19 protein-coding genes are annotated in these 25,483 nt (G+C 32.0%); 13 read left to right on the top strand and 6 right to left on the bottom strand.

The window, feature by feature from the left end; translation table 11 throughout:
- Positions 1–54: 54 nt before the first annotated feature.
- The gene (locus EYD46_RS17130) at positions 55–1,113 is read left to right on the top strand and encodes a sensor histidine kinase (RefSeq protein ID WP_130938402.1); all 1,059 of its coding nucleotides are present in this window, start codon (positions 55–57) and stop codon (positions 1,111–1,113) included.
- Positions 1,110–1,835, top strand: coding sequence for a LytR/AlgR family response regulator transcription factor (locus EYD46_RS17125; protein ID WP_130938401.1), 726 nt, complete (start codon positions 1,110–1,112; stop codon positions 1,833–1,835). The genes EYD46_RS17130 and EYD46_RS17125 overlap by 4 nt, the downstream gene beginning before the upstream one ends.
- Here the strand turns inward: EYD46_RS17125 and EYD46_RS17120 are convergent.
- Positions 1,832–7,969 (bottom strand): alpha-2-macroglobulin family protein, encoded by a 6,138-nt coding sequence (locus EYD46_RS17120; RefSeq protein ID WP_229731378.1) that lies wholly within the window; start codon positions 7,967–7,969, stop codon positions 1,832–1,834. The two genes, EYD46_RS17125 and EYD46_RS17120, sit on opposite strands and share 4 nt — an antisense overlap.
- A 211-nt stretch (positions 7,970–8,180) precedes the next feature.
- On the opposite strand from EYD46_RS17120, the gene EYD46_RS17115 reads away from it, so the two are divergent.
- Entirely contained in the window at positions 8,181–9,131 is a 951-nt protein-coding gene (locus tag EYD46_RS17115; RefSeq protein WP_130938400.1) for a tetratricopeptide repeat protein, read from the top strand.
- Between the two features lie 240 nt (positions 9,132–9,371).
- Complete coding sequence (locus EYD46_RS17110; protein WP_130938399.1) at positions 9,372–10,727, top strand: UDP-N-acetylmuramate--L-alanine ligase; 1,356 nt, start codon at positions 9,372–9,374, stop codon at positions 10,725–10,727.
- A gap of 251 nt (positions 10,728–10,978) precedes the next feature.
- Here the strand turns inward: EYD46_RS17110 and EYD46_RS17105 are convergent, their stop codons facing one another.
- Both EYD46_RS17105 and EYD46_RS17100 read right to left on the bottom strand, forming a co-directional pair.
- Positions 10,979–12,466 carry a TlpA family protein disulfide reductase gene (locus EYD46_RS17105; protein WP_130938398.1) on the bottom strand — a complete coding sequence of 496 codons (1,488 nt, stop codon included), beginning with the start codon at positions 12,464–12,466 and terminating at the stop codon, positions 10,979–10,981.
- A gap of 165 nt (positions 12,467–12,631) precedes the next feature.
- The gene (locus EYD46_RS17100) at positions 12,632–13,267 is read right to left on the bottom strand and encodes an MOSC domain-containing protein (RefSeq protein WP_130938397.1); all 636 of its coding nucleotides are present in this window, start codon (positions 13,265–13,267) and stop codon (positions 12,632–12,634) included.
- A 244-nt stretch (positions 13,268–13,511) separates the two neighbouring features.
- Between EYD46_RS17100 and EYD46_RS17095 the strand changes: the two genes are divergently transcribed.
- The 8 genes from EYD46_RS17095 to EYD46_RS17060 all read left to right on the top strand — a co-directional run bounded on the left by EYD46_RS17095 (position 13,512) and on the right by EYD46_RS17060 (position 22,010).
- Positions 13,512–14,639: an FIST signal transduction protein gene (locus EYD46_RS17095; RefSeq protein WP_130938396.1), complete on the top strand. Its 1,128-nt coding sequence runs from the start codon at positions 13,512–13,514 to the stop codon at positions 14,637–14,639.
- On the top strand, positions 14,633–16,381 hold the full coding sequence (locus EYD46_RS17090) for a PAS domain-containing hybrid sensor histidine kinase/response regulator (protein ID WP_130938395.1): 1,749 nt from the start codon (positions 14,633–14,635) through the stop codon (positions 16,379–16,381). The genes EYD46_RS17095 and EYD46_RS17090 overlap by 7 nt, the downstream gene beginning before the upstream one ends.
- A 54-nt stretch (positions 16,382–16,435) precedes the next feature.
- A complete protein-coding gene (radC, locus tag EYD46_RS17085) occupies positions 16,436–17,134 on the top strand; it encodes a RadC family protein (RefSeq protein WP_130938394.1) in 699 nt (232 codons plus the stop codon).
- A 23-nt stretch (positions 17,135–17,157) separates the two neighbouring features.
- A complete protein-coding gene (locus tag EYD46_RS17080) occupies positions 17,158–18,465 on the top strand; it encodes a polysaccharide deacetylase family protein (RefSeq protein ID WP_130938393.1) in 1,308 nt (435 codons plus the stop codon).
- The gene (locus tag EYD46_RS17075; RefSeq protein ID WP_130938392.1) at positions 18,449–19,141 is read left to right on the top strand and encodes a YjjG family noncanonical pyrimidine nucleotidase; all 693 of its coding nucleotides are present in this window, start codon (positions 18,449–18,451) and stop codon (positions 19,139–19,141) included. The genes EYD46_RS17080 and EYD46_RS17075 overlap by 17 nt, the downstream gene beginning before the upstream one ends.
- A 37-nt stretch (positions 19,142–19,178) precedes the next feature.
- Positions 19,179–19,730, top strand: a complete 552-nt coding sequence (locus tag EYD46_RS17070) for a hypothetical protein (protein WP_130938391.1) — start codon at positions 19,179–19,181, stop codon at positions 19,728–19,730.
- 74 nt (positions 19,731–19,804) lie between these two features.
- The gene (locus tag EYD46_RS17065; RefSeq protein ID WP_229731379.1) at positions 19,805–21,154 is read left to right on the top strand and encodes a DUF5723 family protein; all 1,350 of its coding nucleotides are present in this window, start codon (positions 19,805–19,807) and stop codon (positions 21,152–21,154) included.
- Positions 21,144–22,010 (top strand): hypothetical protein, encoded by an 867-nt coding sequence (locus EYD46_RS17060; protein WP_130938389.1) that lies wholly within the window; start codon positions 21,144–21,146, stop codon positions 22,008–22,010. Before EYD46_RS17065 ends, EYD46_RS17060 begins: the two co-directional genes overlap by 11 nt.
- Before the next feature lie 15 nt (positions 22,011–22,025).
- On the opposite strand, the gene EYD46_RS17055 is transcribed toward EYD46_RS17060, so the two are convergent.
- The gene (locus EYD46_RS17055; RefSeq protein WP_130938388.1) at positions 22,026–23,309 is read right to left on the bottom strand and encodes a replication-associated recombination protein A; all 1,284 of its coding nucleotides are present in this window, start codon (positions 23,307–23,309) and stop codon (positions 22,026–22,028) included.
- Between the two features lie 184 nt (positions 23,310–23,493).
- Between EYD46_RS17055 and EYD46_RS17050 the strand changes: the two genes are divergently transcribed.
- Complete coding sequence (locus EYD46_RS17050; RefSeq protein ID WP_130938387.1) at positions 23,494–24,222, top strand: rhomboid family intramembrane serine protease; 729 nt, start codon at positions 23,494–23,496, stop codon at positions 24,220–24,222.
- A 3-nt stretch (positions 24,223–24,225) separates the two neighbouring features.
- Here EYD46_RS17050 and rlmB read toward each other — a convergent pair whose 3' ends face one another.
- Together rlmB and EYD46_RS17835 are read right to left on the bottom strand one after the other, a co-directional pair.
- Positions 24,226–24,960: a 23S rRNA (guanosine(2251)-2'-O)-methyltransferase RlmB gene (rlmB, locus tag EYD46_RS17045; protein ID WP_130938386.1), complete on the bottom strand. Its 735-nt coding sequence runs from the start codon at positions 24,958–24,960 to the stop codon at positions 24,226–24,228.
- Between the two features lie 83 nt (positions 24,961–25,043).
- The coding region (locus EYD46_RS17835; RefSeq protein ID WP_394365776.1) for a hypothetical protein at positions 25,044–25,483 on the bottom strand (440 nt) is incomplete at its 5' end.

Genomic DNA, 25,483 nt, shown 5'->3' with positions numbered 1-25,483 from the left:
ATATTGAGTTATTTAGAAAATATCACAATTATTTTTTGAAAATAAAAGCAGTACATGAAATTATCAGTAAATAAATATTATATCATATTTGCAGCCATAGGTTGGGTTTTACTATTTACAACCACATTGGCTATACCTAAAATTTTTATAAGATCTGAAGAGTTGGAATATAAATTCAAACTGTATTTCTGGGCAGAGAGTATGTTGTGTGGTGTATTTGCTTTTTTATGTAGCTATATTATATCGTTATTTATTGATTATAAGCTGAATATTGCCAATTTAAAACAAAACATTTTGAAACTTATTATCGTTTTTGTTGGAGTACAGTTGTTATATTCTTTAATAATCTGGCCAATTTTAGATGTAGCTGCTTTCCATATTAGAGGCACTAATACATCTGTTACATTTAAAGGTAAAATATATAATTTGTTTTATTTTATGACCTTGTTTTTTGTGTGGTTTTTTGTGTTTTTAACCATTAAAATATATCATCAATTAAAATCAGTTCAGTTAAAACAAATACAATTAGAGAGTAATTTAAGAGAATCTCAGCTTAACACACTAAAAGGGCAAATTAATCCGCATTTTATGTTTAACAGTTTAAATAATATTCGCGGTTTAATATTAGAAGATGTTAATAAAGCAAGAGTGCTGCTTACTAGTTTATCAGAAACATTGCGCTATTCGTTAACTAAAAGTGATTCAAATTCTATAGCTTTAGAAGATGAGTTAGATATGGTCGAGAATTACATTGCAGTTTCTAAAATACAGTTTGAAGACCGACTTACATTTATTATGAATATTGATGAATCATCTTTAAATATTAAAATTCCACCCATGATTATTCAGATGTTAATAGAAAATGCCATAAAACATGGAATTTCTAATCTTAAAGATGGTGGTAAAATTAGTCTAAGTTCAAAAGTAGCAGATAATCAATTAAAAGTAGAAGTATCCAATACGGGGCATTTAACGCAAACTAAAAAAGGCACTCAATTGGGTGTTCAAAATATTAAGAGGCGTCTTGAATTACTCTATGGAGAACGTGCTACATTTAACTTAGAAGAATTAAATAGTAATGTAGTTGCCACTATAAAAATTCCTTTGCAATGATACACTTAAAGGCCGTTATAGTTGAAGATTCACGTTTGGCTCGTAATGAATTAAAAGAGCTTATTAAAGCGCATAAAGAAATAGAAGTATTGGGCGAGGCAGCAAATGTAGACGAAGGTTATAAGTTAATTATAGAAACAAAGCCTAATCTAATATTTTTAGATATAAATATGCCTGAGAAAGATGGGTTTCAACTTTTGGAAATGCTAGATGAAGTACCAATTGTCATCTTTACAACAGCATTTGATGAGTATGCTATTAAATCTTTTGAATACAATGCGTTTGATTATTTGTTAAAACCTATAAATCAAAAACGATTCACTCAAAGTATTAATAAGGTCATTGAAAAAGCTACTGATAATTTATCGCCAGAAAGCGATAATACTTTAAGTTTAGATAAACAGATTTTTATTAAAGATGGCGAAAAATGCTGGTTAGTAAAAATTCAAGATATTTCTATGTTTGAAATCGTTGGAAACTATACGCGCGTATTTTTTGAAAACAATAAACCATTAATCTATAAATCGCTAACTCAGATAGAGGAGAAGTTGCCCAAAAATGTGTTTTTTAGAGCAAACAGACAGCAAATTATTAATATTAATGAGGTAAAAAAAGTAGTGTCTTGGTTCAATGGCAAACTAAAAGTAGAAATGAATTCTGGAGAAGAAATTGAAATCTCCAGAAGACAATCCTATATTTTTAAAGAGCAATTAAGTTTTTAATTCACTTTAATTTTAACGCCTTCACTGTGGCTGTTATATTCAGGAGCATACATGCTTTGTATTGTGGTAATACCGTTACTCATATTTCCAGCATTATTAACTCTTAAATCGTATTCAAATACATAAATGCCTTTTGGTAAATAGTCAAAAAAGAAGTTTGTAGATGCATCTTTAGTACTTTCATAATACCCCAAACCATCTTGCCATTTGTATTTAGAAAATACATTTACAGGTTCTAATCCAGAGGCTCGCATATCTTTCATGTGTAAGAACTCCATGTTTCTATCACTTTTTAATTCGATACGCACTCTAATTAAATCGCCTACTTTCAAACTGGTATTTTCAGTGATTTCTATAATTTCTTCGCCAGTATCTGTGTTCTTTTTTAAGAATAATTTCTTCTTTAATTGCAAAGGTGTCTCAGCGGAAGTAATTTTATCTAAATCCTCAAAATACTGCCAATATAAAGCCCCCCAGGCAATACCTGTTCCTTTTTTAGAAATACTTACATCTGCCATTTTGGGTTCAATTTCAGAGGAAGTCCAAGAGGTTTTAAAATAACCAGTTCCAGCTTCTACAGCAACATCTTCGAGTTTTGAAGGCTCAATGTTTTGTCCACCCAAAACCACATCAACCATATCGGTAACTGATAACCAATCGCTTCCCTGAAGCAATAAAGCATAAACAGCTTCAGTAGTGGCTTTTGTAGTTTTCCACCTGTTAGTCTGTTTGTTTTTAAGTAACCAGATTTTAAGATTATCAATAGTTTTGGTGTTTTCAGATTCAGGTTGAATGGTATTACCTGCTTCTGAAAACGTTTCAATCATCAATGCTTGAGTTTCAATAGGTGCTTGATGCCAATACCAAGAGTTGGTGTTGGTTTTCCAATACATACCTAATTCATCAGAAGTTATACTTGTTTCTTGCAGTGAATTCAAAATTTTAGCAGTTGTGCTATTATCATTATTTCTATGAGAGATCAAAGCCATCATGCCTTTAGCATATAACGAACGTTTTAGCCAATATTTCTGAATTTGGGTTTGATAATATGCCATAATTTTTTCAACTTCTTTTGACGTTTTTAGTTCAGGGAAGAAGCTACGCATGTATAGGTAATGTAATTGCGTATAACTTAAATGATCTTTATTTAAATCTACTTTAGCATTGTACTTTCTAATGTCTTTATATTCTTTTATAAATTGAGTGTCTAAGTAGCTAATAGCTTTGGATATCATTACCCTTTCGTTACTATTCTGCATGACACCAAGTTTATTAAGGTGTCCAAATCCAGCAATAATGTGTTGTGTAATGTATCGGTTTTCGTAGCCGCCTTTAAACCAAGACCAACCACCTGAAACCATTTGATTAGATTTTAATTTGTTGATGGCCGATTGCAACTCATTATTCATTTTATTTAAATCAAATAATAACGCAATACGTTTTTTCTGCTCAGTTTCACTTTGTGCATCACGCAGCCACGGTGTTTCTTGTATTAAAATGGATTTTAACTCTTGATTTTTTTCAAGATTTGAAATAAGTGCATCTTGAGATGCCCACTGATTAAATACTTCTTGTATTCTAGAGTTTGAGTTTGCAATATGACTTGCTAAAGCATTAGCATAATATCTAGAAAATGTTTGCTCATTACACTCATAAGGATATTCCATTAAGTATGGTAGTGCTTGCACTGCATACCATGCAGGATTTGAAGTTATCTCTAATGTTAACTTATGATGTTTTAGTGTCGTTGAGGAATTCGTCTTTAGTTTATCCAAACTAAAAGTTCTTGTTTCGTTACTTTTTACCCACATTGGTAAGGTTTCAGTAACTAACATTCTATTGCTTAAAACAGGTAATGCATTTTGTTCGCCATCACTAAAATCTCCAGTAGTTGCTAGAATTTTATATTGAATAGCCTGAACATTATCTGGGATTGATAAATTCCAAGATACTTGGGTGTTACTTTTTGCATTAACCAAAAAAGAAGTCCCTTCTAACTCGCCAGAAGGTAGAGAATTGAGCAACTTATGAGTAATATCTTCTCCAGAAATAGCATCAATTAAAACTAATTTGGCTTTACCACTTAAAGATTTATCTGTTAAGTTTGAAATTTTACTGCTTATGGTAATATTATCGCCCTCACGTAAAAAACGCGGTGCATTAGGAATTACCATGAGCTCTTTTTGAGTTACAGCGGTTAAAGTTGTTGTTGCACTTTCTAAAGATTTAGTGTGTGATAACAATTGCAATTTCCATTGGGTTAACGCCTCTGGTGTTGAAAAACTAAAACTGATGTTGCCATCTTCGTCTGTTTTTAATTGAGGGAAGAAAAAGGCAGTTTCTTGCAAGTTTTTGCGAATTTTTATGTTTTCGAAATTTGGTTTTTCGCCTTTAACTTCTGGAGAGTTGGGTGCCGGAGGCAAGCTTTTAGGTTCTTTAGTTTCGTATCGAGCTTCAGCTTCATAACCAACTTCAGTTATTTTATCTAGCATTACTTTATTTGATGCTATTGATAGAGTTGATTCTTCAAGTTCAATTTGATCTTCTACGATTTGAATTCCAGCAACTCCTCTTACCATTACCTTTGAATTTCTAGGACGAAAATTATGATTTCCGAAATACAACCCAAACCAATTCAATTTATCATAGCCTTGCGGTTTAAGACGATGTGAAAACCGCTCTTGGTAGACTCTAAAATGTTCCGTTCCAAAGCTTGAGTAGGCATCCATGTTTAAATTGCTGTAATAACTATGATGTTGAATGGGATTAAAACCCCATTGGTGTGTTTTAAATTGGTCTAAAGACGCATCATACATACTCGCCAGTAGTTCAGCACTCACTTTATCGCCTTTAGGTCCTTTGATTTTAAAGCGCCAGGTTTCGTTTGTTCCAGGTTGTAGTTTATCTCTAAAAGTAAGAGTTTCAATCTCTAAATCTGTTTTAGGATAAGGGACAGCAATAACTTCTGTACCTTCATGAAAACTATTAAATGAAGCAAAACTATAGTTAACCGCAAACCCGCCTAAGTCCTCAGATGTTACAGGCACACTAATTACTCTTTTATTATTATTTAAAGTAATGATTTCTTTTTTGATGATATTCCTGTTTTTTTCTACAGTGATAGTTACTGCCATATTTTTAGCAGAAGAACCAATAGTTATCAAGACAGTGTCATTAATATTATATATTAGTTTATCAGTTGATATTGTAAATAGTTGTTGGTCTGGTACGCTTTCATCTTTAGTGTTATAAAGCACAGTTTTCATTTCATCCTTTACCAATTGTCCAAATTTGTCTTTAGTTTCAAGAGTGATGAGGTATGCTCCAGACTCCCATTTTCTAAGTTTACCAAGAGGTATATGTTTTGATTTTTCGGTATTAAAAGTCTTTTCAAAAACTAAAGCGCCTTTTTCCCAATTAGCAGGATTATGTTCATTGGTATAAGCGTCATGGGGAAACAGTGTTTTAAATCTTTCTTTAGATAATTCTTGATAGTCTGGTGCTGGCCAAGGTCGAGGTCTTAATGTAAATTTCGGCGAAACCAGTTTGTGTATTTTTATAACACCTTTTGCTGGAGCATATTCTCCGTTTAAGTTTTTAGAATCGATATTGATGTTATGGTCTTTTAGCCTTTTATCTAAGCGTTCTGCAATAGTAATGTTAGCAATTAGGGCATGATAACCAACATTTACTATAGTTGTATCACTTCTGGTCTCACCATTAATGTCAGTTACATCAGCAATAACTTCATATTTAAAAATAGGTAAACTACTTTTGTCTACACTTTCGTCTGGGAGCGCCTTAAATATAACTTCAAAATTTCCAGAATCATCAGTAATAGTTTCTCCGTGAGCAATTTCTTGAGGCTCGCTGTTTGCATAAGGGCGATACCAAAAATACCAACGTGGATATTGCACTTTTCTATGTACACGATACACTACTTTTGCATTTGTAATATTACTGCCAGCATAAGCTAGAGCCTTGCCTTTTACCGTAATAGAGTCATTAATTTTAAAGGTTTCGGCAACAGGATTAAAAGAGGTTTCAAATTTTGGGCGTTTGTATTCTTCAACAGAGAAATAGAGACGATTTCTACCGAAATATCCTTTACTTGAACTTAAATCTATCCAATATTTACCATTTAAACCAGTATTAGGTAATATTAACTCCCCAGAAACAGAACCAAAATCATTAGTAACAAGTTTAACTGTTGTAACAGATTCGCCATTAGTATTGTAAAGCGTTACTTCTACATCATGATTTGCAATAACGTTAGATGTTCCATCTTCAGTTTTCATAGTAATAGCCTTAAAATACACTATTTGACTAGGTCTGTAGATACTTCTATCAGTAAATAGAAATGCGTTGTATTGTGTTGTTTGTTTTTGATTTTTGTAGCGTTGATTCACATAATAATTTCCAAAATAAGCTAATTCGTTCCCGTTTTTCACTTTAAGGTTTATATTTCTATACCAGCCACTACCTAACTTTTTTAGCTGTATTTGTCCAAGCTGATCTGAAGTATAATTTTCAAATTGGGTTTTTCTATCGTGACGTTTGTAATAAGACATTTCAATTTTAGCACCAACAATAGGACGCCCATTATTTCTATCTATAACTTGAAATATTTTATGGTCGTCCGTTTCATTTTCAACCAAAGCCATATTAGTTACTTGTAGTTGTGCAAAAGCAAAATTATTTTCGTTTTCTGCTTGTGTTCTTGTTACAATTAAATATCTACCATTAGCTAGTTTTGGTACTACAATTTCTGTGGTATGGGTTTGAAAATCGCCTTCGTTTTTTAGGTTGCTTTCCCAAGATGTAAATACTTTTAATTTTTTAATGAACGCCCACTGTTCGTCTTGCCTGTATGTTTTGTTAAAGGTTTTAATTTGACGTTCGGAAAGTTGATACGCTTTAAAAGTAACAGTGTCTAAATTCTTGTAACGTACCAAAATACGAGAATGCTCTTCTATGGGTAAAAAAGATTCTGCTGTAATTTGTAATGATTCATGACAAATTCTCGATTTTAAAACCTTGCATTTTTCAGCAGCACGACTTTCAGGAAACTTGGTGGTAACTGTATCACAAATATCAGCAGCTTCTTTAGCTTTCCAGCGATACGCTTCCTGCTTTTTGGGAATATACTGTTTACTTTTTTCAAAATGGAGTGAAGCAATTTCAAAATCATATAAACCAGAAACTTCATGTGCTTGTAAATGTTGTTTTTCAGCTTTTAAAGCGGCTAAAAAAGCATCGTCTTTGGTGTTAAAAGTGGCGTGTTGTTTTACAAATTTTAAACGCTCAACATTTACATCAGCTAAAGCAAAAGGAGATGTGTTATTTAAATGAAAACGAATTAAAGCTTTATAAATTTCTAAAGCATTTAGTTGTAAAGATGTAGTGTCTTTTGTTTCAATATTTAAAACCGAAAATGATGTTGCATCTGCTAAATATTCAGGTGTGTCAATCTCAAATTTGTAAGCAGGCTTAGTAATGTGCGTTTCATTGGTTTTATAAAAATCTAAGGCGTTTTGTGCTAGAAAGTCAAAAAGCGTAGGTCTAAATTGTTTAGAATTTTTTTGCTCATTTAGTAATACACTGTATTTTTCAATGGGCTCCATCTGGAGTAATAATCCACTCTTTAAGGAATTTTGAAAGTGTAAATGTACTTCGTTAAATAGCGTTTGTAAATCCCATGTTCTAAAATCTTCAGAGTTAACTTTAGTAGAAGTTTGAGTGCGGTTGTAAAATTTCCATCTATTTTGCTGGAAATATTGCCAGTATAAATTGGCTAAAATACTTTCTAAAATATTTTTTGTTGGAAATTCGCTTTTAGCAATTTCAGCTTTAAAATTGTTAATGATATTAAGTTGCGCATCTTCTTCTAAAACTAAGGCATATTTACTTTTGTAAAGCATAGTTTTTATAACTTGAGGATGATTTTCATCTTTTATAGCTTTTAATGCTATTGCTTCAACTTTTTTTAAAGCAGACTTTGATAACCCTTCTTTTTCAAGTTTTTCAACAGTTTTCCATAAATCCTCATAATTATTATTTTGAGCATGGAAGATGTTTGAAAATAGTAGAATCATAAAGAGTAATATAGTTTGTTTCGCTAGTGCTATGTTCATTTCAATTTAATTTTATATCTAAACTACGTTCAAAAGCTATTCCAAAAAAACAATAAATGGGTAAGTCCTTTCGTTCGATGAGGGAAGTTAATCATTTTATGAGTAAAACAGACTTAAAAAGTACTAGCGACATATTAAATCTTAAGATTATCTTAATCGGAAAATTAAATCATTTAAAACATTTATTTTTGCGATAATGTACCCTAAAAGCATGAAATACGTTACACTTCTTTTGTTATTGCCAATAATTGTATTTTCTCAGGAATCGCTAGATGAGGTAGAGCAGCTTTTAGAAAAAAAGAACTTTAAAAAAGCAGAGTCAACCGTATTAACATATTTGGAAACGCATCCAGAAGATACAAAAGCGTTAGAACTTTTAGGAGATACTTACGGGCACCAAGAAAAATGGGATTTAGCAATAGATACCTATGAAAAATTGGTAGAAGCAAATCCTAACATAGCCAATTACCACTATAAATATGGTGGTGTTTTAGGGATGAAAGCATTACAAAATAAATTTAAAGCCATAGGTTTTATTGGGGATATAAAATCATCTTTTTTAAAAGCGGCAGAACTTGATAAAAATCACATAGATGCGCGTTGGGCATTAGTAGAATTATATATGCAGCTACCGGGTATTTTTGGAGGAAGTAAAAGTAAATCCTTAAAATATGCAGAGGAATTAGAAACGCTTTCTAAAGTAGATGGATACCTAGCAAAGGGATATATTTATGAGTATGATGATGAGCCAGAATTGGCAGAAGATTATTATAAGAAAGCCATTAAAGAAGGAGGTTCTTTAACATGTTACAAAAAGCTTACAACTTTTTATGAAAATAAAAATGAGCCACAAAAAGCATTGAAAACTATAGAAGAAGCACAAAAAAAGCACCAACGCAATGCATTGCATTATCAAATAGGTAAAGTAGCAGCAGAATATAATATTGAATTGGAAAAAGGCGAAAAATGCCTACAGGCTTATATTAATAATTATTCTGCAAAAGATGGCGTTCCCAAAGCTTGGGCGCATTACCGCTTGGCGCAAATACATACTTATAAAAACAACAAATCTCAGGCTTTGACGTATATAGATTTAGCGTTAAAAGAATTACCAAGAATTAAACCATTTAAAACCCAAAAGGAAAAGATATTACAGCTTTAGCATTTGGGCAGGTCTTTTGTTTTGTCATTCCTGCGACATGTGCTGAACTTGTTTCAGTAAGGCAGGAATCCATTAAAACAATAAGCGTATCTAAAGTTAAACTGTTTTCTTTTTGAATAAAACAAAAGGATGCCGCTGCAATCCTTAACACACAAAGAAACATCCATCTTTTTATGTGCAATTCTAACTTTTATACATTAAACTTTTTGAACTTTAAACTGATAGTTTGATATTTGTTACATGAACGTACATTTTATAGCCATTGGTGGTGCTGCAATGCACAATTTAGCCTTAGCCTTGCATAACAAAGGATACAACGTCACAGGAAGCGATGATACTATTTTCGAACCCTCAAAATCCAGATTAGAGACAAAAGGTTTATTGCCAGAAGCATTTGGTTGGTATCCCGAAAAAATCACTTCAAATTTAGATGCCATTGTTTTGGGAATGCATGCTAAGGAAAATAACCCAGAACTATTAAAGGCTCAAGAATTAGGTGTAAAAATTTACAGTTATCCAGAGTTTTTGTACGAACAATCTAAACATAAAACCCGAGTAGTAATTGGTGGAAGTCATGGTAAAACCACCATTACCTCGATGATTCTGCACGTTATGCATTACCACGATAGAGATGTCGACTACATGGTAGGCGCACAGTTAGAAGGTTTTGATGTAATGGTAAAGCTTACCGAGGATAACGATTTTATAGTTTTAGAAGGTGATGAATATTTAAGCTCTCCTATTGATAGACGACCAAAATTTCACTTATACAAACCAAATATTGCGCTTTTAAGTGGTATAGCTTGGGACCATATAAACGTATTTCCAACTTACGAAAATTATGTGGAGCAGTTTAGCATTTTTGTAGATTCGATAGTGTCAGGTGGCAGTATAAATTATAACGAAGAAGACCCAGAAGTAAAACGTGTGGTAGAGGCAAGCGCAAACACTATTAGGAAATTGCCTTATCAAACCCCAACATATACCGTTGAAAACGGACAAACACTTTTAGAAACACCAGAAGGCGATTTACCAATTGAAGTATTTGGAAAACACAACCTGAACAATTTAGCTGGAGCCAAATGGATTTGCCAACACATGGGTATTGATGAAGATGATTTTTACGAAGCCATATCAACTTTTAAAGGGGCTAGCAAGCGCCTTGAAAAAATAGCAGAAAGCGCAAAAAATGTGGCTTATAAAGATTTTGCACATTCCCCAAGTAAAGTAGAAGCTACTACAAAAGCAGTAAAAGAACAATACCAAAACAGAACTTTGGTAGCTTGTTTAGAATTACATACCTACAGTAGTTTAAATGCTGAATTTTTAAAAGAATACAAAGGCGCATTGGATGCTGCAGATGTAGCTGTTGTGTTTTATTCCCCACATGCTGTAGAAATAAAGAAATTGGAAGAAGTCACACATGAGCAAATTGCTAAAGCTTTTCAACGAGACGATTTAATTATTTATACCCATCCAGACGATTTTAAAAACTTTTTGTTCTCGCAAAACTTTGATGATAAAGCGTTATTGCTAATGAGCTCTGGTAATTATGGAGGTTTGGATTTTGAGGCTGTTAAAGGGCTGATTAATTAACTATCTTGGTTTGTTACCTTAACTCGTTTTAGTATCTCATGATTTGTGTTTTTGTTGTGGATTCCGCATCAAGTGCGGGATGACAAGAGACCTTGATTTTGATGGGTAGTGATTTATTTTGGTTAATTTTGTTTACTGGTGTGTATGATTTGTTGCGTGGGTTTAGCACTAGTTTAATAAATAAAACTGACATAATTCAGCGCGAAGATTTTCCGATTAGGAAATTCAGAAGAAATGAATTATACACGATGTTACCACACGTAATTTTCGTTTATTTCCTTTTCCAATTGTTCAGTTTTTGAGGGGTAACTTGCGTGTTCTTTTACAACCTTTCCATTCTCGTCCACTAGTATGTATCTAGGGTAAGCAAATCCGTTTTTTCCAAACCTGCTTTGAATGTCTTCATATAGCTTTTCATTTGTAAATATATGTTTTCCTTCCAATTCATAAAACTCTATCATTTCCTTCCAAACATTTTGCTTACTGTGCTTTCCTTCACAGATATAAAGGCTTTCAATTTTTTTTGATTTGAGTAAATCAGCATATTTATCTTTATGCATAAATTCCCTTTTGCATGGTTTGCACCAAGTACCCCAAATATCTACAAAGACTTTCTTGCCTTTAAAAGTTTCAATAAGTTCGTCGAAACTGTTTATGCTTTCATAATTAATAATAAATTCTATCTTTTCATTGCCTGATGATTTTTCTATCTTTTTATGAAAATCGATTATTGGCTGTATATATGAACTCAAGTAATTAGAATAACTGTTATTCGGATATTCTTGCCTAAAATTTTTAAACAAGGTTATTAACTCTTTGGAGTTTTCTTTATTTGAAATGCTATTACTCAAAATATATGTGGCGTAATAATATTCTAATGCTTTTCCTTTTAGGTATTTTTTGGCTTCTCTAATGTTGTAGGAATGAATTTTTCCCTCCTCATAGATTTTCTGCATTTCTTTAGGGTCTAAAACACCTGAAACATGCTGATTGATATTGATGTAATTTCTCATCAAAGTGAATGACCATGGAGAGCGGATATCAAAAGATTCAGTAGGTCTAGTTTGCTGAAATATTTTTTTCGAAAGACCTATGATTTGAGAGTTTTGATTTTCGGTACTACCTGACTGGATATCATATCTAGTTCTAGCAATTGAAGTTTCCAATGCTGAATAATAGTATTCTCTGTCCAATTTTGCTAAATCATAAAAGTCCTTGGTAATTAATTTTTTTTCTAATTGTTCTTGGAACTGAAATATTTCGCCTTCCTCGAGTTTACTAATTTTGGATGAAATGGATGTTAAAACGGAATCTTGTAATAACTTATTAGAAGTATTAAGCGCATAAAAGTCAGGTAGAGGAAATGAATTGTATAAAGTAAGAGCTTTATTACTAGTTCCAGTTATTTTGAATTTTTCATTTTTTGAATCTAAATGGAAATCAATGTCATATTTCTCTCTCGGCTCTATGAGCATAAGTACTGAAATTTTTTTTGGTATGTAAAGGGTTATGAATGAAGCTAAATTAGATTTTATGGCGATTTTAAAATTACCCAAAGAATCAGGAGTAACTGACTTTTTAGCACCGTAGAACCAAGTTCCATTAACAGGAATTGTATATTCAATTTTTTCAGGAATGTCTCCTATTGTCTTTCCACTGATTATTATTTCATTATTCTTCTTTGAACAACCGATAAGTCCAATGATATATATTATTACTATTATTTTTTCTAGTTTCATGGTTTGTCTTATGTGTGGTAACGTAGTCACGAATATCCGTCGGTAAACGAAGGTAGTTGAAAGTTTTTACAAAGCCAAGGTCTTTATTTATGCTCAAAGCCCCTCATAAATCCACTTAGCTAAAGCTATAATTAAGAATACATTTTTGGTCTTTTTTTATGTCTTTTAATAGATAAACTTCTCTAATTGCTTTCGTTTTCGCTCAGGCAAAACATCTAAAGAAATAGCTGTTTTTAAAAGTTGTTGGTCTTTGTGTTTTGAAAATATTAAATTGTATAATTCTGCTACACTAAGACTTTTATCTAAACGGCTAATTAATTTTAAGTTATCATCGGCTTGTACCAAGCCTTCTTCTAAAACACATACATAAGTGCCAGGAAAACCATGTGCTATAAATTGTTTTAAAACCTCTTGAGTTCCAAATTTTACTCCAAACTTAAAACAAGGTTCTCTAGGCTGGGTAACTTGTACCAAAGCATTACCAATTTTATAAATATCGCCTACCCTAATTTGCGTTTCATTTAAACCATTTACGGTAAGGTTTTCTCCAAACATCCCCCAATTCCAGGCAAGGTTGGGGTATAGCTTTTTCCAATAAGGGTAATGATCTGTAGAAAATAAATAGCACGCTTTGTAATGTCCACCATGTACTTTAGTATCAGCTACATAATCTTCTTTAACACCACCCTGTCCTAAGTAAATAGGCTTAGGTGTTGGCGTTTTAAATATTCCGGTAGTAACTTCTTTATTTTGCCATAGTATGGTACGAACTTCAGCTATATTGGTGGATTGTATGTGCATTTGTTATGTCTTGAAAGGTAGTCTAAAAGTACAGTTTTCAAATCAAATTTCCTTACCTGTAAATTAACTTTTTCATAAGAAAAAACTAAAACTTTAAACTTGAAATTTTCGAGTTATTAGGTATTAAATATTTTAAAAATGTTGGTTTTTTCGGATAATTATATAAGATAAATTCTTAAAAATACGACAAAACGTTTGAAAAACACGATAAAATACATATATTTACAATATAAAATGCCAACCCATGAAAACAAATCAGTTATCTCTAACCGAAGATAATTGGCAAATGCGTATTGAAAATATACGAATTGATGCCAATTTATTTCTATTATTTGTGTCTCCTGAGTTTAGTCAACGAGATGAAGTTTTAGAAGCCCTAAATTCAAAATTTCCTCAAGCTATAATTACCGGATGCTCTACTGCCGGAGAAATAAGCGATGTTACAGTTAAGGACAACACAATTTCTTTAACAGCAATTGCATTAGAAAAAACAACACTAAAAAAAGTTGCGTTTAAAATTGAAGATAAAAACTGTAGCGAAAAAGCTGGTACGGATATAGCTAAGGATTTATTAGCAAAAGATTTAAAACATGTATTAGTATTAAGTGATGGTTTAAATGTAAATGGTGCTGAGTTAGTTACAGGATTAAAAAGTAAAGCACCAAATGTTACAATTACTGGAGGTCTTGCAGCGGATGGTGCATCGTTTGATAAAACATTTGTTATTGATGGAGACAAAGCTGTAGATAAAACTATAATTGGCTTAGGCTTTTACGGGGACAGTTTAAAAGTAGGATGTAGCTCTAAAGGCGGTTGGGATAGTTTTGGAATTGAACGCTTAGTAACAAAGTCTGATAAAAATGTACTCTATGAACTTGATGGAAAGCCAGCTTTAGAAATTTATAAATCGTTTTTAGGTAAAGAAGCTAATAACCTTCCAAGTTCTGGTTTGTTGTTTCCTTTAAGCTTAAGAACAACAGTGACGAATGCTCCAGTGGTAAGAACCATTTTAGCAGTTTCAGAAGAAGATCAGAGTTTAACCTTTGCTGGAAATATTCCTGAAGGGGCGTATGTTAGACTTATGAAAGCTAACATTGATAGACTTATTTTAGGAGCAGAAGATTCAGCAATTTTAGCCAATAAAGAGCTTAAAGAAGACTCTGAGTTGGCAATTTTAATTAGCTGTGTTGGAAGAAGGTTAGTACTGAAACAGCTGGTTGAAGAAGAAATAGAAGTAGTACGGGATGTGGTTGGAGAAAACCCAAAAATAACAGGATTCTATTCTTATGGAGAAATTGCACCATTTGGAGAGTTCTCTCCCTGTGAGCTTCATAATCAAACAATGACTATAACAACTTTAGCGGAATGTTAAATAGGGAACATCATAGATTGTTAAGACGTCAGCTTAAGCGGGTAGATAAGGATTTGTCAGAAAATCCTAAGTTTACAGAGTTTCTTGATTTTGTTAATGAGTCTTATAGAGGTTTTGATAAAGATGTACTTCATATAGAAAATATATTAGAACTAAGTTCGAAAGAATTATATACCCTAAATCAAAAACTAATTAGAGAAAGGGATATAACTAAGAGTAGATTAAAAAATTTAGTTGATAATATTGGTGGTATCATTTTCGAAACAGATGTAGAAGGTAATTTTACGTTTTTAAATAATGCATGGGCTGTATATTCAGGCTATAGTATTGAAGAATCTTTAGGTAAAAATTATAAAGATTTCTTAGTAAAAGAGCATATTGAGAGTAGTATTGATGTAGATAAGCTTTTTTCAAGAGAAAATAAGTATATCAAATTTATTTTTCACCATAAAAATAAAGACGATTTAAGGTGGTTTGAATTAAAATCTAAAGCTTTAAATGATGAGCATAACAATACTACTGGATTTATAGGTACCATAACAGATATTACAAATTTAAAGGAAACTCAAATTGAGTTGCAAAAGGCAAGTAAATCTAAAGACGAATTTTTGTCTACAATGTCGCATGAGATAAGAACACCTTTAAATGCTGTTACTGGATTGGCAAACATTCTTTTAATGGAAGATTATCTACCTGAACAAGCAGATCACCTAAAAGCCTTAAAATATTCTGGAGAGCACTTGCTGGGATTAATTAATGACTTATTAGACTTTGATAAAATAAAGTCAGGTAAATTAAAATTAGTTGAGAAAGATTTTAGTTTAACTTATTTACTTGAGAATTTAAAGTCTCACTTTAGTATAAGAACAGAGAAAAAAGGTATAGTGTTTAATGTTGTTAAGGCTAACGATATTCCTCATAACATCATTGGAGACAAGTTAAAACTAACACAGGTTATAAAAAACCTTTTAAGTAATTCGTTAAAGTTTACAGAAAAAGGAAGTATTATATTAAGTGTTAAGAATCTTGGGATTTTTCGTAATAAAGTACAGTTAGAATTTAAAGTAAAAGATACAGGAATTGGTATCTCAAAAGATAAGCAAGAATCAATATTTGAGAGTTTTATGCAAGCCACTTCTGATACATCCATAAAATATGGAGGAACGGGACTAGGATTATCCATTAGTAAAAAGTTATTAGAGCTACAAAATAGCGATTTACTCGTTGAAAGTGAAGAAGGTAAAGGGTCTACATTCTCTTTTAAAGTGGCGTATAAGGTAAGTAATAGGTTAAATACGTTTGAACCAGACATGATTAAGATGCAACCTACATACAAGCCATTAGATATTAATATTTTGGTTGCTGAAGATAATAAAATGAATGTGTTAATTTTAAAACGTTTTTTCTTGAAATGGCAGATAAACTATGTAATTGCAGATAATGGAGAGCAAGTACTAGACTATTTTAAATCTCCTGATTTTAGTTTTGATTTAGTACTTATGGATTTGCAAATGCCTATTCTAGATGGTTACAAAACCACACGTATCATTAGAAATATGGAAGATACCACTAAAGCGAATGTGCCTATAATAGCATTAACAGCTTTTGCACAAACCGATATTAAAGAAAAGACGCATCGCTATGGTATGAATGGTTTTATGAGTAAACCTTTTAATCCAGAAAAATTATATGAAACATTAAAATCGTATAGTAAAACAAATTTTAAAAAGCATATAGGATAATTTAATTCTGCATTTTTAATAGAAATTAAATTAAAAAAAATGTAGCTTTAACCAATGCAAGAAAAACCTACATCTTTTTCAATAAAAAATTGGAATCAAGACGATCAACCTCGAGAAAAATTACTACATAAAGGTAAATCTGTTTTAAGCGATGCTGAATTAGTAGCCATTTTAATAGGCTCAGGAAATAGAGACGAAAGTGCTGTAACACTATGTAAACGTATTTTAGCAAGTGTTGATAATAATTTAAGCGCATTAGGTAAACTTAGTTTAAAACAACTCATGGAATTTAAAGGAATTGGAGAAGCTAAAGCTATAACTATTGCAGCAGCCTTGGAGTTAGGGAGACGGCGCAGAGGAGAAGAGGCATTAGAAAAGAAAAAAATCACATCAAGTACATCAGTTTTTGAGTTGATGCAACCCATAATTGGAGAATTAGAACATGAAGAGTTTTGGATTATTTATTTGAACAACTCTAATAAAGTCATACAAAAAAATCAAATCAGTAAAGGCGGTATAACGGGTACTTTGGTAGATGTACGCTTGGTATTGAAAAATGCCTTAGAGGTGGGAGCTACAGGATTAATTTTATCGCATAATCATCCTTCAGGAACATTAAAACCTAGTGAAGCTGATAAGAGTATTACACAAAAATTAAAATCTGCTGCTTTAGGTTTAGACATACGAGTTTTAGACCATTTAATAATCACTGAAAAAGCATATTTTAGTTTTGCTGATGAAAATATGTTATAAAAATTGTTACTGAGAACTTTTAGATGCTATTAGTCTATACCCATAAAATATCACCACGATTAAAATATGTATTCAAACATATATGTACGCGTGTGTTGGGGGTTAAGGTAGATTTTACTACTAAAATAGAAGAATTCATTGCTCACGATAGTTTAAAAATGTCTTACACAAAACAGCAATTAGGTAGTGAGCTTTTTATCAAAAGTAATGAGATTTTATTTGAACAAGGACTTTCGGATATAGAAATAAATGTTCAAAAATGGGAGAATACCAAATGCTTTTTTTTTAATGGAGATAAAAGTGCTATACCATTTGACATTTTTGCAGCTTCCTTCTATATGTTGTCTCGATACGAAGAATATTTACCACATAGAAAAGACCAATACGGTAGATTTCTGGCAACCGAAAGTTTAGGGCATAAGTATGGTTTTTTGCAACAGCCCGTTGTAGATATATGGGCCTATAAATTTAAAGCAGCATTACAAGAACAATTTCCAGACTTTAAGTATCCAAAAAGAGTATATAGAATTAAGCCAATTATAGATGTGCCAAGTCCTTATAACTACAAACTAAAAGGAGTTATGAGAACTTTAGGAGGTACGGTAAAGGATTTCTTTAGATTTCGATTTAAGGATTTATATGTAAGATACGCAGTACTCTTTGGTTTAAAACATGACCCGTTTGATACGTTTAAGTATATCATAAACAAACAAAAACAAACGCAGTTTAAGTTTTTGATATTCTTCTTTATTGGTTCTTATTCTACTTTCGATAAAGGCATTAATATAAATAAACGCAAGTATGTTTCACTTATAAAACATCTTGCTGATTATTGTAAGGTAGGGTTAAAAGCTTCTTATTTTTCAGTAAAGAACATTCAAATATTGAAAAAAGAAAAACGGCAAATGGAAGAGGTAATAAATATGGACTTAAGTGTATCTAGATTTTCGTTTTCTAAATTAAACTTACCTGAGTCCTACAGGAATTTAGTGCAACTAGAAGTAAATGAAGATTATACAATGGGTTATGTAGATAAAATAGGGTTTAGAGCAGGTTCTTGTACGCCATTTTTATTTTATGATTTAGACTATGAAGTGCAGACACCATTGAAAGTATGCCCATTTCATCTTATGGATTCTACACTATTAAAGACCACTTCATTATTAGATAAAAAGAAAGTATTGAATTTGATTATTAACGAAGTTAAACAAGTAAATGGAGAGTTTGTACCTGTGTTTCACAACCACACATTTACCAGTGCTGGAAGATGGAGAGGATTTAAAGAATTGTTTAATGTTATCTTAGACTCCGCTGATGAAAAAGTTCAATAATATTACCGATATTTTTTTTGACTTAGATCATACACTTTGGGATTTCGAAAAAAATTCTGCGCTAACATTTAAAAAGATTTTTGAGATAAATAATGTTGAAGTTGATTTAAATGATTTTCTAGAACACTATATCCCTGTAAACTTTAAATATTGGAAACTATATAGAGAAGAGCGTATAAAAAAAGACGAATTAAGGTTAGCGCGTTTAAATGAAACATTTCAGTTATTACAGTTATCTATAGAAGAAAAGGTAATTCGTCAATTATCTGAAGACTATATAAAACACCTATCAACGTTTAATTTTTTAATAGAAGATACCATAAACATACTGGAGTATCTAAAACCTAATTACAGGTTGCATATTATTACTAATGGGTTTAGTGAAGTACAGCATAAAAAGATGGATAGGTCAAAAATCATACACTATTTTGAGACGATTACAAACTCAGAAATTGCAGGCGTAAAGAAGCCAAATCCTAAAATATTCAATTTCGCATTGAATTTAGCTAAGACAGAATCTGGGCGTAGTATAATGATTGGGGATAATTTGGAAGCTGATATTGAAGGCGCTTTAAACATAGGAATGAACACTGTTTTTTTTAATCCAAATAGCACCCCTTTTAACAGAGAAATAAAAGTAATTTCGAAATTAATTGAACTAAAACAGCTTTTATAAAGCAATACTTAACCAGAACAAAACGTTTTTTATATTGATGATGAAAACTAAACTAAAATATTTATGTTTAATATTAATTGTACTGTTACTCCACAATTGTACAAAGCCTGTTGATTTTGATCAGGCAAGTGATTTGGTAATACAACCAGTTATAGAATCTAGTTTAATATTTTATACCGCATCGGTAGGCGATTTTTTTATAGGAGGAAATGAGGAAGCTGAAGCTGACGATTTTGTTGAAATAGATCTGTTTAACGGCAGTTTTGTTCAAGACAATCTTGTAAAAATTGAATTTGTGTTTGAGATTGAAAATTCTATTAATAGAGCATATGAGTTACGTCTCGAATTTTTTGATTCCAATGATGAGTCAAAAGGGCAATTTAATGTAAACACAGAAGCCTCTCCCAATAATCAAAATTTAATATCAACACATACCGAGGTTTTTGAGGGAGATGCACTAGAGCGTATAAAACAATCAAGTATTATTGTATTTACACTCGTTATGCAGGCAGGAGAAGCAATTAATCAGAATTCTCCCGGAGAGATTAGTGTACAATCTAAAGGTGTATTTCATTTTAATATCGATTAATGAGCTTTAAAACGTTTTCCTTAGCTATACTCATACTGTTTATAACAAATTTCTGCTTTTCACAGAATAAACAGATGCTTTATGGGTTTTCCGAAATTCCTCAATCGCTTCTATTAAACCCTGGAGCAAAAGTAAATAATAAAGGATATTTTGGGTTGCCATTTTTATCTCATATTCACGTAAATGCAGGATCTTCAGGGATTTCTGTGTATGATCTTTTTGCTGAAGATGGGAGAGATTTTAATTTAAAATTGCGAAATGTTGTTAATAAATTAAAACCAACAGATTTCTTTACAACAACACAGCAATTGGAAATAATTTCTGGAGGTTTCGCAAAAGGACCTTCTTATAATAAAAATGAATATTTCAGTTTTGGCCTGTATCAAGAGTTAGATATAATAAGTTACTTTCCTAAGGATTACGCAATTTTGGGGTTAGAGGGCAACCAAACAAATATAGGTAGACCTTTTAAGCTAGACCATTTAAGCTTTAATGCTGATGTACTAACAGTGCTTCATTTTGGTTATAATAAGCGAGTGGATGACAAATTTACTTATGGTATACGAGGGAAAATTTACTCTAGTGTTTTTAATGTGAATTCTACCAGAAATAGAGGTAGGTTCATTACTGTTCAAGGAGAAAATAATATTTATGAGCACATTTTTAATTTAGATTTGGAAGCAAGAACTTCAGGAATAGGAAGCTTAACAAATGATGATAATGATGATTTCGATGAAGATTTAAAGCGGATAAGGAAACGCTTATTATTTGGACAGAATTTAGGGCTAGGTTTCGATATAGGACTTACAAATCAAATCAATGATCAATGGTATTTTGATGCTAGTTTGCTAGATATTGGTTTTATCAGACATTCAAAAGATACCGAAAACTACGTACTGCAAGATGATTTTGTGTTTGAAGGAATAGATCCGTTGTTTCCAGAGTCAAACGATGGACAAACAGCAGATGAATATTGGAGCGAAATAGAGGAAGAATTCGAAGATCTTTTTCAGATTGATACAACACAAGCGAAGTATACGGTATGGAGACCTGTAAAACTTAACGCGTCTCTAAATTACGCTTTTGGTAAGAAAAAAATTGAAGATTGTGATTGTTCAGCTGAAGATAGTGGATACTTAAATAGGGTAGGAGCGCAACTTTATGCTATAAAAAGGCCAAGAGGTATACAGGCGGCGCTAACCACTTATTATTATCGACGCATTTTTAATGGTTTGAGTGCTAAAGCAACTTACACTATAGATTCGTACAGTTTTAGTAATTTAGGTTTGGGGATTTCAGCCAATATTTTAGGCTTAAACTTATATGTGATGGCAGACAATTTTTTAGCATATCAAAATGTATATGATGCGCAAAGTGTATCTTTACAACTAGGACTTAATTATATTTTTAGAAATGAAAACTAAATTATTCACTTTATTTATTGTTTTTTTTATAGCATTTAACACATTTGCACAAACAAATCTTAATCAATACAAGTATGTAATTGTACCTAAAAAATTTGATTTCCTTAAGAGTGAAAATCGATATCGATTAAATGAATTAAGTCAGTTTTTATTTGGCAAATATAACTTTACTGCCATTATGGAGGGTAGTGATTACCCAGAAGATCTGTTTTCTAATAGGTGTTTGGCATTGAGGTCAGATGTAGTGAAAGAATCTGGAATGTTTACAACAAGATTACAGGTAGTATTAAAAGACTGCAATGATAAAGTTGTTTATACTTCAGAAATGGGAGAAAGTAGAGAAAAGGAATATAAAGTAGCTTACAATAAAGCATTGCGTGAAGCATTTAATTCTTTTGAAAGTTTAAATTATAAATACACCCCAAATGAGAATCTTCTGTCTTCTATTCAAAAAGAAAATAAGGAAGAAGTAAAAACTCAAACACAAGAGGAAATAAAAAAGTTAAAAGAAGAGATAGAATCCTTAAAAAAAGAAACAGCAAAAGCAGAAGAAAAAGTAGTTGAAGTAAAGGATATGTCTCAGGTAATGCTCAATCAAAAAAAGGATGTTGCATCATCTAATGCTACCTCAAAAAAGACATCATCTGGTGTACTATATGCGCAACCAATTGATAACGGATTTCAGTTAGTGGATAGCTCTCCTAAAGTAATATATAAAATTAAAAACACTGGATTAAAAAATGTGTACCTAGTAGAAGATACATCGGCTATAGTTTATAAAAATGGAGATAATTGGGTTTTAGAGAATCATACTCAAAACGCTATAATATTAGAAGAATTGAATATTAAGTTTTAGCATCAAAACGTACAACTAATATCCATATTTATCTTTCCAACGTTTTTTTAAGAATTCACGTTGGGCATTTTCTCTAGCATTATTACTAGGTTCATATAGTGTAGTTCCTTTAATTGCTTCAGGTAGAAACTCTTGGTTTGCAAAATTACCATCGTAGTTGTGTGCATATTTGTAGTCTTTACCATAACCTAATTCTTTCATAAGCTTAGTTGGGGCATTTCGTATTTCTAAAGGTACTGATAAATTACCAGTGTCTTTAACCAATTGCTGTGCATCTCCAATAGCTTTGTAAGCCGCATTACTCTTAGGTGAACATGCCAAATATGTTGCACATTGGCTTAAAATAATTCTAGATTCAGGATATCCAATAGTAGAAACTGCCTGGAATGTATTGTTGGCAATAACTAAAGCTGTAGGATTTGCATTTCCTATATCTTCACTAGCAGAAATTAAAAGCCTGCGAGCTATAAATTTAACATCCTCTCCACCTTCAATCATTCGTGCTAGCCAATACACCGCTCCGTTTGGATCACTACCACGAATAGACTTTATAAAGGCCGAAATAATATCATAATGTTGCTCTCCAGTCTTATCGTATCGTATTGTGTTATTCTGTACTTTTTCTAAAACAAAATCGTCGGTAATAGTTACAAGATCAGTATCACTAGAATTAATAAGTAACTCAAAAACATTTAATAATTTTCTAGCATCTCCACCAGAAAGTCTTAGTAATGCATTGGTTTCTTTAAGTTTAACTTTCCTTTGTGAAATTATCTCATCTGTTTCAATAGCACGATATAAAAGCGTTTCTAAATCGTTTTTAGAAAAAGCATTTAAAATATATACCTGGCAACGTGATAATAAAGCAGGAATCACTTCAAAACTCGGGTTCTCTGTAGTAGCACCAATTAAAGTAATCCATCCTTTTTCTACAGCTTGTAATAACGAATCTTGTTGAGACTTACTAAACCTATGAATTTCATCAATAAACAAAATGGGATTTTTAGTAGTAAATAATCCGCCACTTTGTTTAGCTTTCTCAATAACTTCCCTAATGTCTTTTACACCAGAGTTTATAGCGCTTAGTGTATAGAAAGGCCTTCCAGATTCAGTTGCAATAATATTAGCTAGCGTAGTTTTTCCAGTACCAGGAGGTCCCCAAAACACCATAGAAGCAATCAATCCATGTTTTAATTGTTGGGTTAAAGCACCATTATTACCAACCAAATGTGTCTGACTCACATAGTCATTCAAACGCTTTGGACGTAATCGTTCTGCTAATGGCACATTTACATTCATAACCGTAAAATTAAACCAATTTATTTAAGTTTTGGGCGTGCCCCCGATAAAAATCGGGGTCGGGCTTTACGCTATATCTTTTTCTCGTACCTCAAAAAAGGATGCCGCTGCAATCCCTCACGCGCTTATCTGCCATTTTAGCACTAAAACCTAATGTGGTTAACTATTTGCTATATGTATTTCAATGAAAGAACATCAACATTTTAGATACAGTACAAGTGTTATAGCATTTCCTATTTTGTTTGTACTTGTTATTTGGTTTGTGTTTTGGTTTGAAGTACGCTTTGGATATAAATTTTCAAAATTTGGAGTATACCCGCAAACACTGTCAGGTCTAAAAGGGGTAATACTAAGTCCATTTATACATGGAGATATTCAACACCTATATCATAATACCATCCCCCTTTTTGTACTATCTACGGCATTGTTTTATTTCTATAAACCTATAGCTTGGAAAGTTATGTTTTTTGGAATATTAGTATCTGGATTTTTAACATGGTGTATAGGCAGACCTTCTTATCATATTGGAGCAAGTGGATTAATTTATGTGCTAGTCAGTTTTACCTTTTTTAAAGGCGTATTTGCTAAACACTTTAGATTAATAGCCTTATCCTTACTTGTTGTTTTCCTTTACGGAAGCATGATATGGCATACGCTACCAATTGAAGAAGGTATTTCTTGGGAAGGCCACCTTTCGGGTTTAATCACAGGATTAGTATTTGCCGTATTATTTAAAAATAAAATAGCTAAACCCAAAAAATATAAATGGGAACAAGATGATTTTAACGAAGAAGAAGATCCTTTTTTAAAACACTTTGATGAAAATGGTAACTTTATTGAATCTAAGGAAACAGAAGAGTTGCAAGATGATAATGTAATGATACATTATACTTTTAAGAAAAAAGAAGAATAAGAGTTATTGACGCTGTCTCACAGCTTCATATAAAAACGCACCACATGCAACAGAAACATTTAATGATTCAATATCTCCCAAAAGAGGAAGCTTTGCCTTTTCATCAACAACTTTAAGTGTAGATGGATTTATACCTCTGCCTTCTGATCCCATAATGATGGCACAAGGTTGTTTAAAAGAAACGCTGTATAATAGATTATCTGTTTTTTCAGTTGCAGCAATAACTTTTATTCCAGATGCCTGCATGTAAAACACAGCATCTTTTATATGATCTACTTTACAAATAGGTATTTTAAAAACTGCTCCAGCACTTGTTTTTATTGTATCACCATTTACAGGAGCTCCACCTTTTTTTTGTATAATAATACCATCAACGCCTGTACATTCCGCAGTTCTTATTATTGCGCCAAAATTACGGACATCACTTAACTGGTCTAGTAGTAAAAACAAAGGAGTTTTTCCAGATTCAATAACATTTAAGACCAATGTTTCTAAATCATAAAAATCAATAGGAGAAATTTGTGCAACAGCTCCTTGATGATTTTTTTTAGTGAGTCTGTTTAGCTTTTCAGGTGGGACATAAGAAGTGTTTATAGAATTTTTTCTAAGTACTTGCTCTAACTCTGTGTACAGTTCTCCTCTAAGCCCTTTTTGTAAAAAAACTTTATCTATTGTTTCTCCTGAATTTACAGCTTCAATTATAGCTCTTATTCCGAATATTTGGGTTTGATTTTGCATTTAAGGCAAAAGTATAAAAGAAAAAACCTCATTTTTAATAAAATGAGGTTTTTTTATTCTGATTATAAATTGATTCACACAACTTAAGGAATAGTAATGGCTACACTAGTACCAGCCCCATAGCTTCCATCTGAAGAAAATATAACCTCATCATTAAAAGTAAGGGAAAAAGGTCCTGCACCATCTTCAAAGCCATCAAATATAACGAACGTATAAGATCCAGAGGCCAAACAAATATTTCTTGTAATACCACCTTCTAATCCATCATAAGCACCAAATCCTGCTGGAGTTAAGCTTTCAAAAACAGTATTTCCTCCAGCGTCTACTATTCTCCAATAAATTTCTTCTGGCCAGTTATCAAAAATTATATCTAAAATAAGCTCAGGGTTAGGACAAACTTGCTTTAAGTTAATCTGCATAGTAGCACCAATTTGTAAGCCTTCTTGAGACACAAAATCTAAAGCTAAAATATCCTCGCCAGATGGATTAACATTAGGCCCTACAATATCAAGGTTAAAAGTTC

This window comes from Hyunsoonleella pacifica, from assembly GCF_004310335.1.
Lineage (GTDB): Bacteria > Bacteroidota > Bacteroidia > Flavobacteriales > Flavobacteriaceae > Jejuia > Jejuia pacifica.
This window is presented reverse-complemented; position numbering and strand designations above follow the sequence as displayed.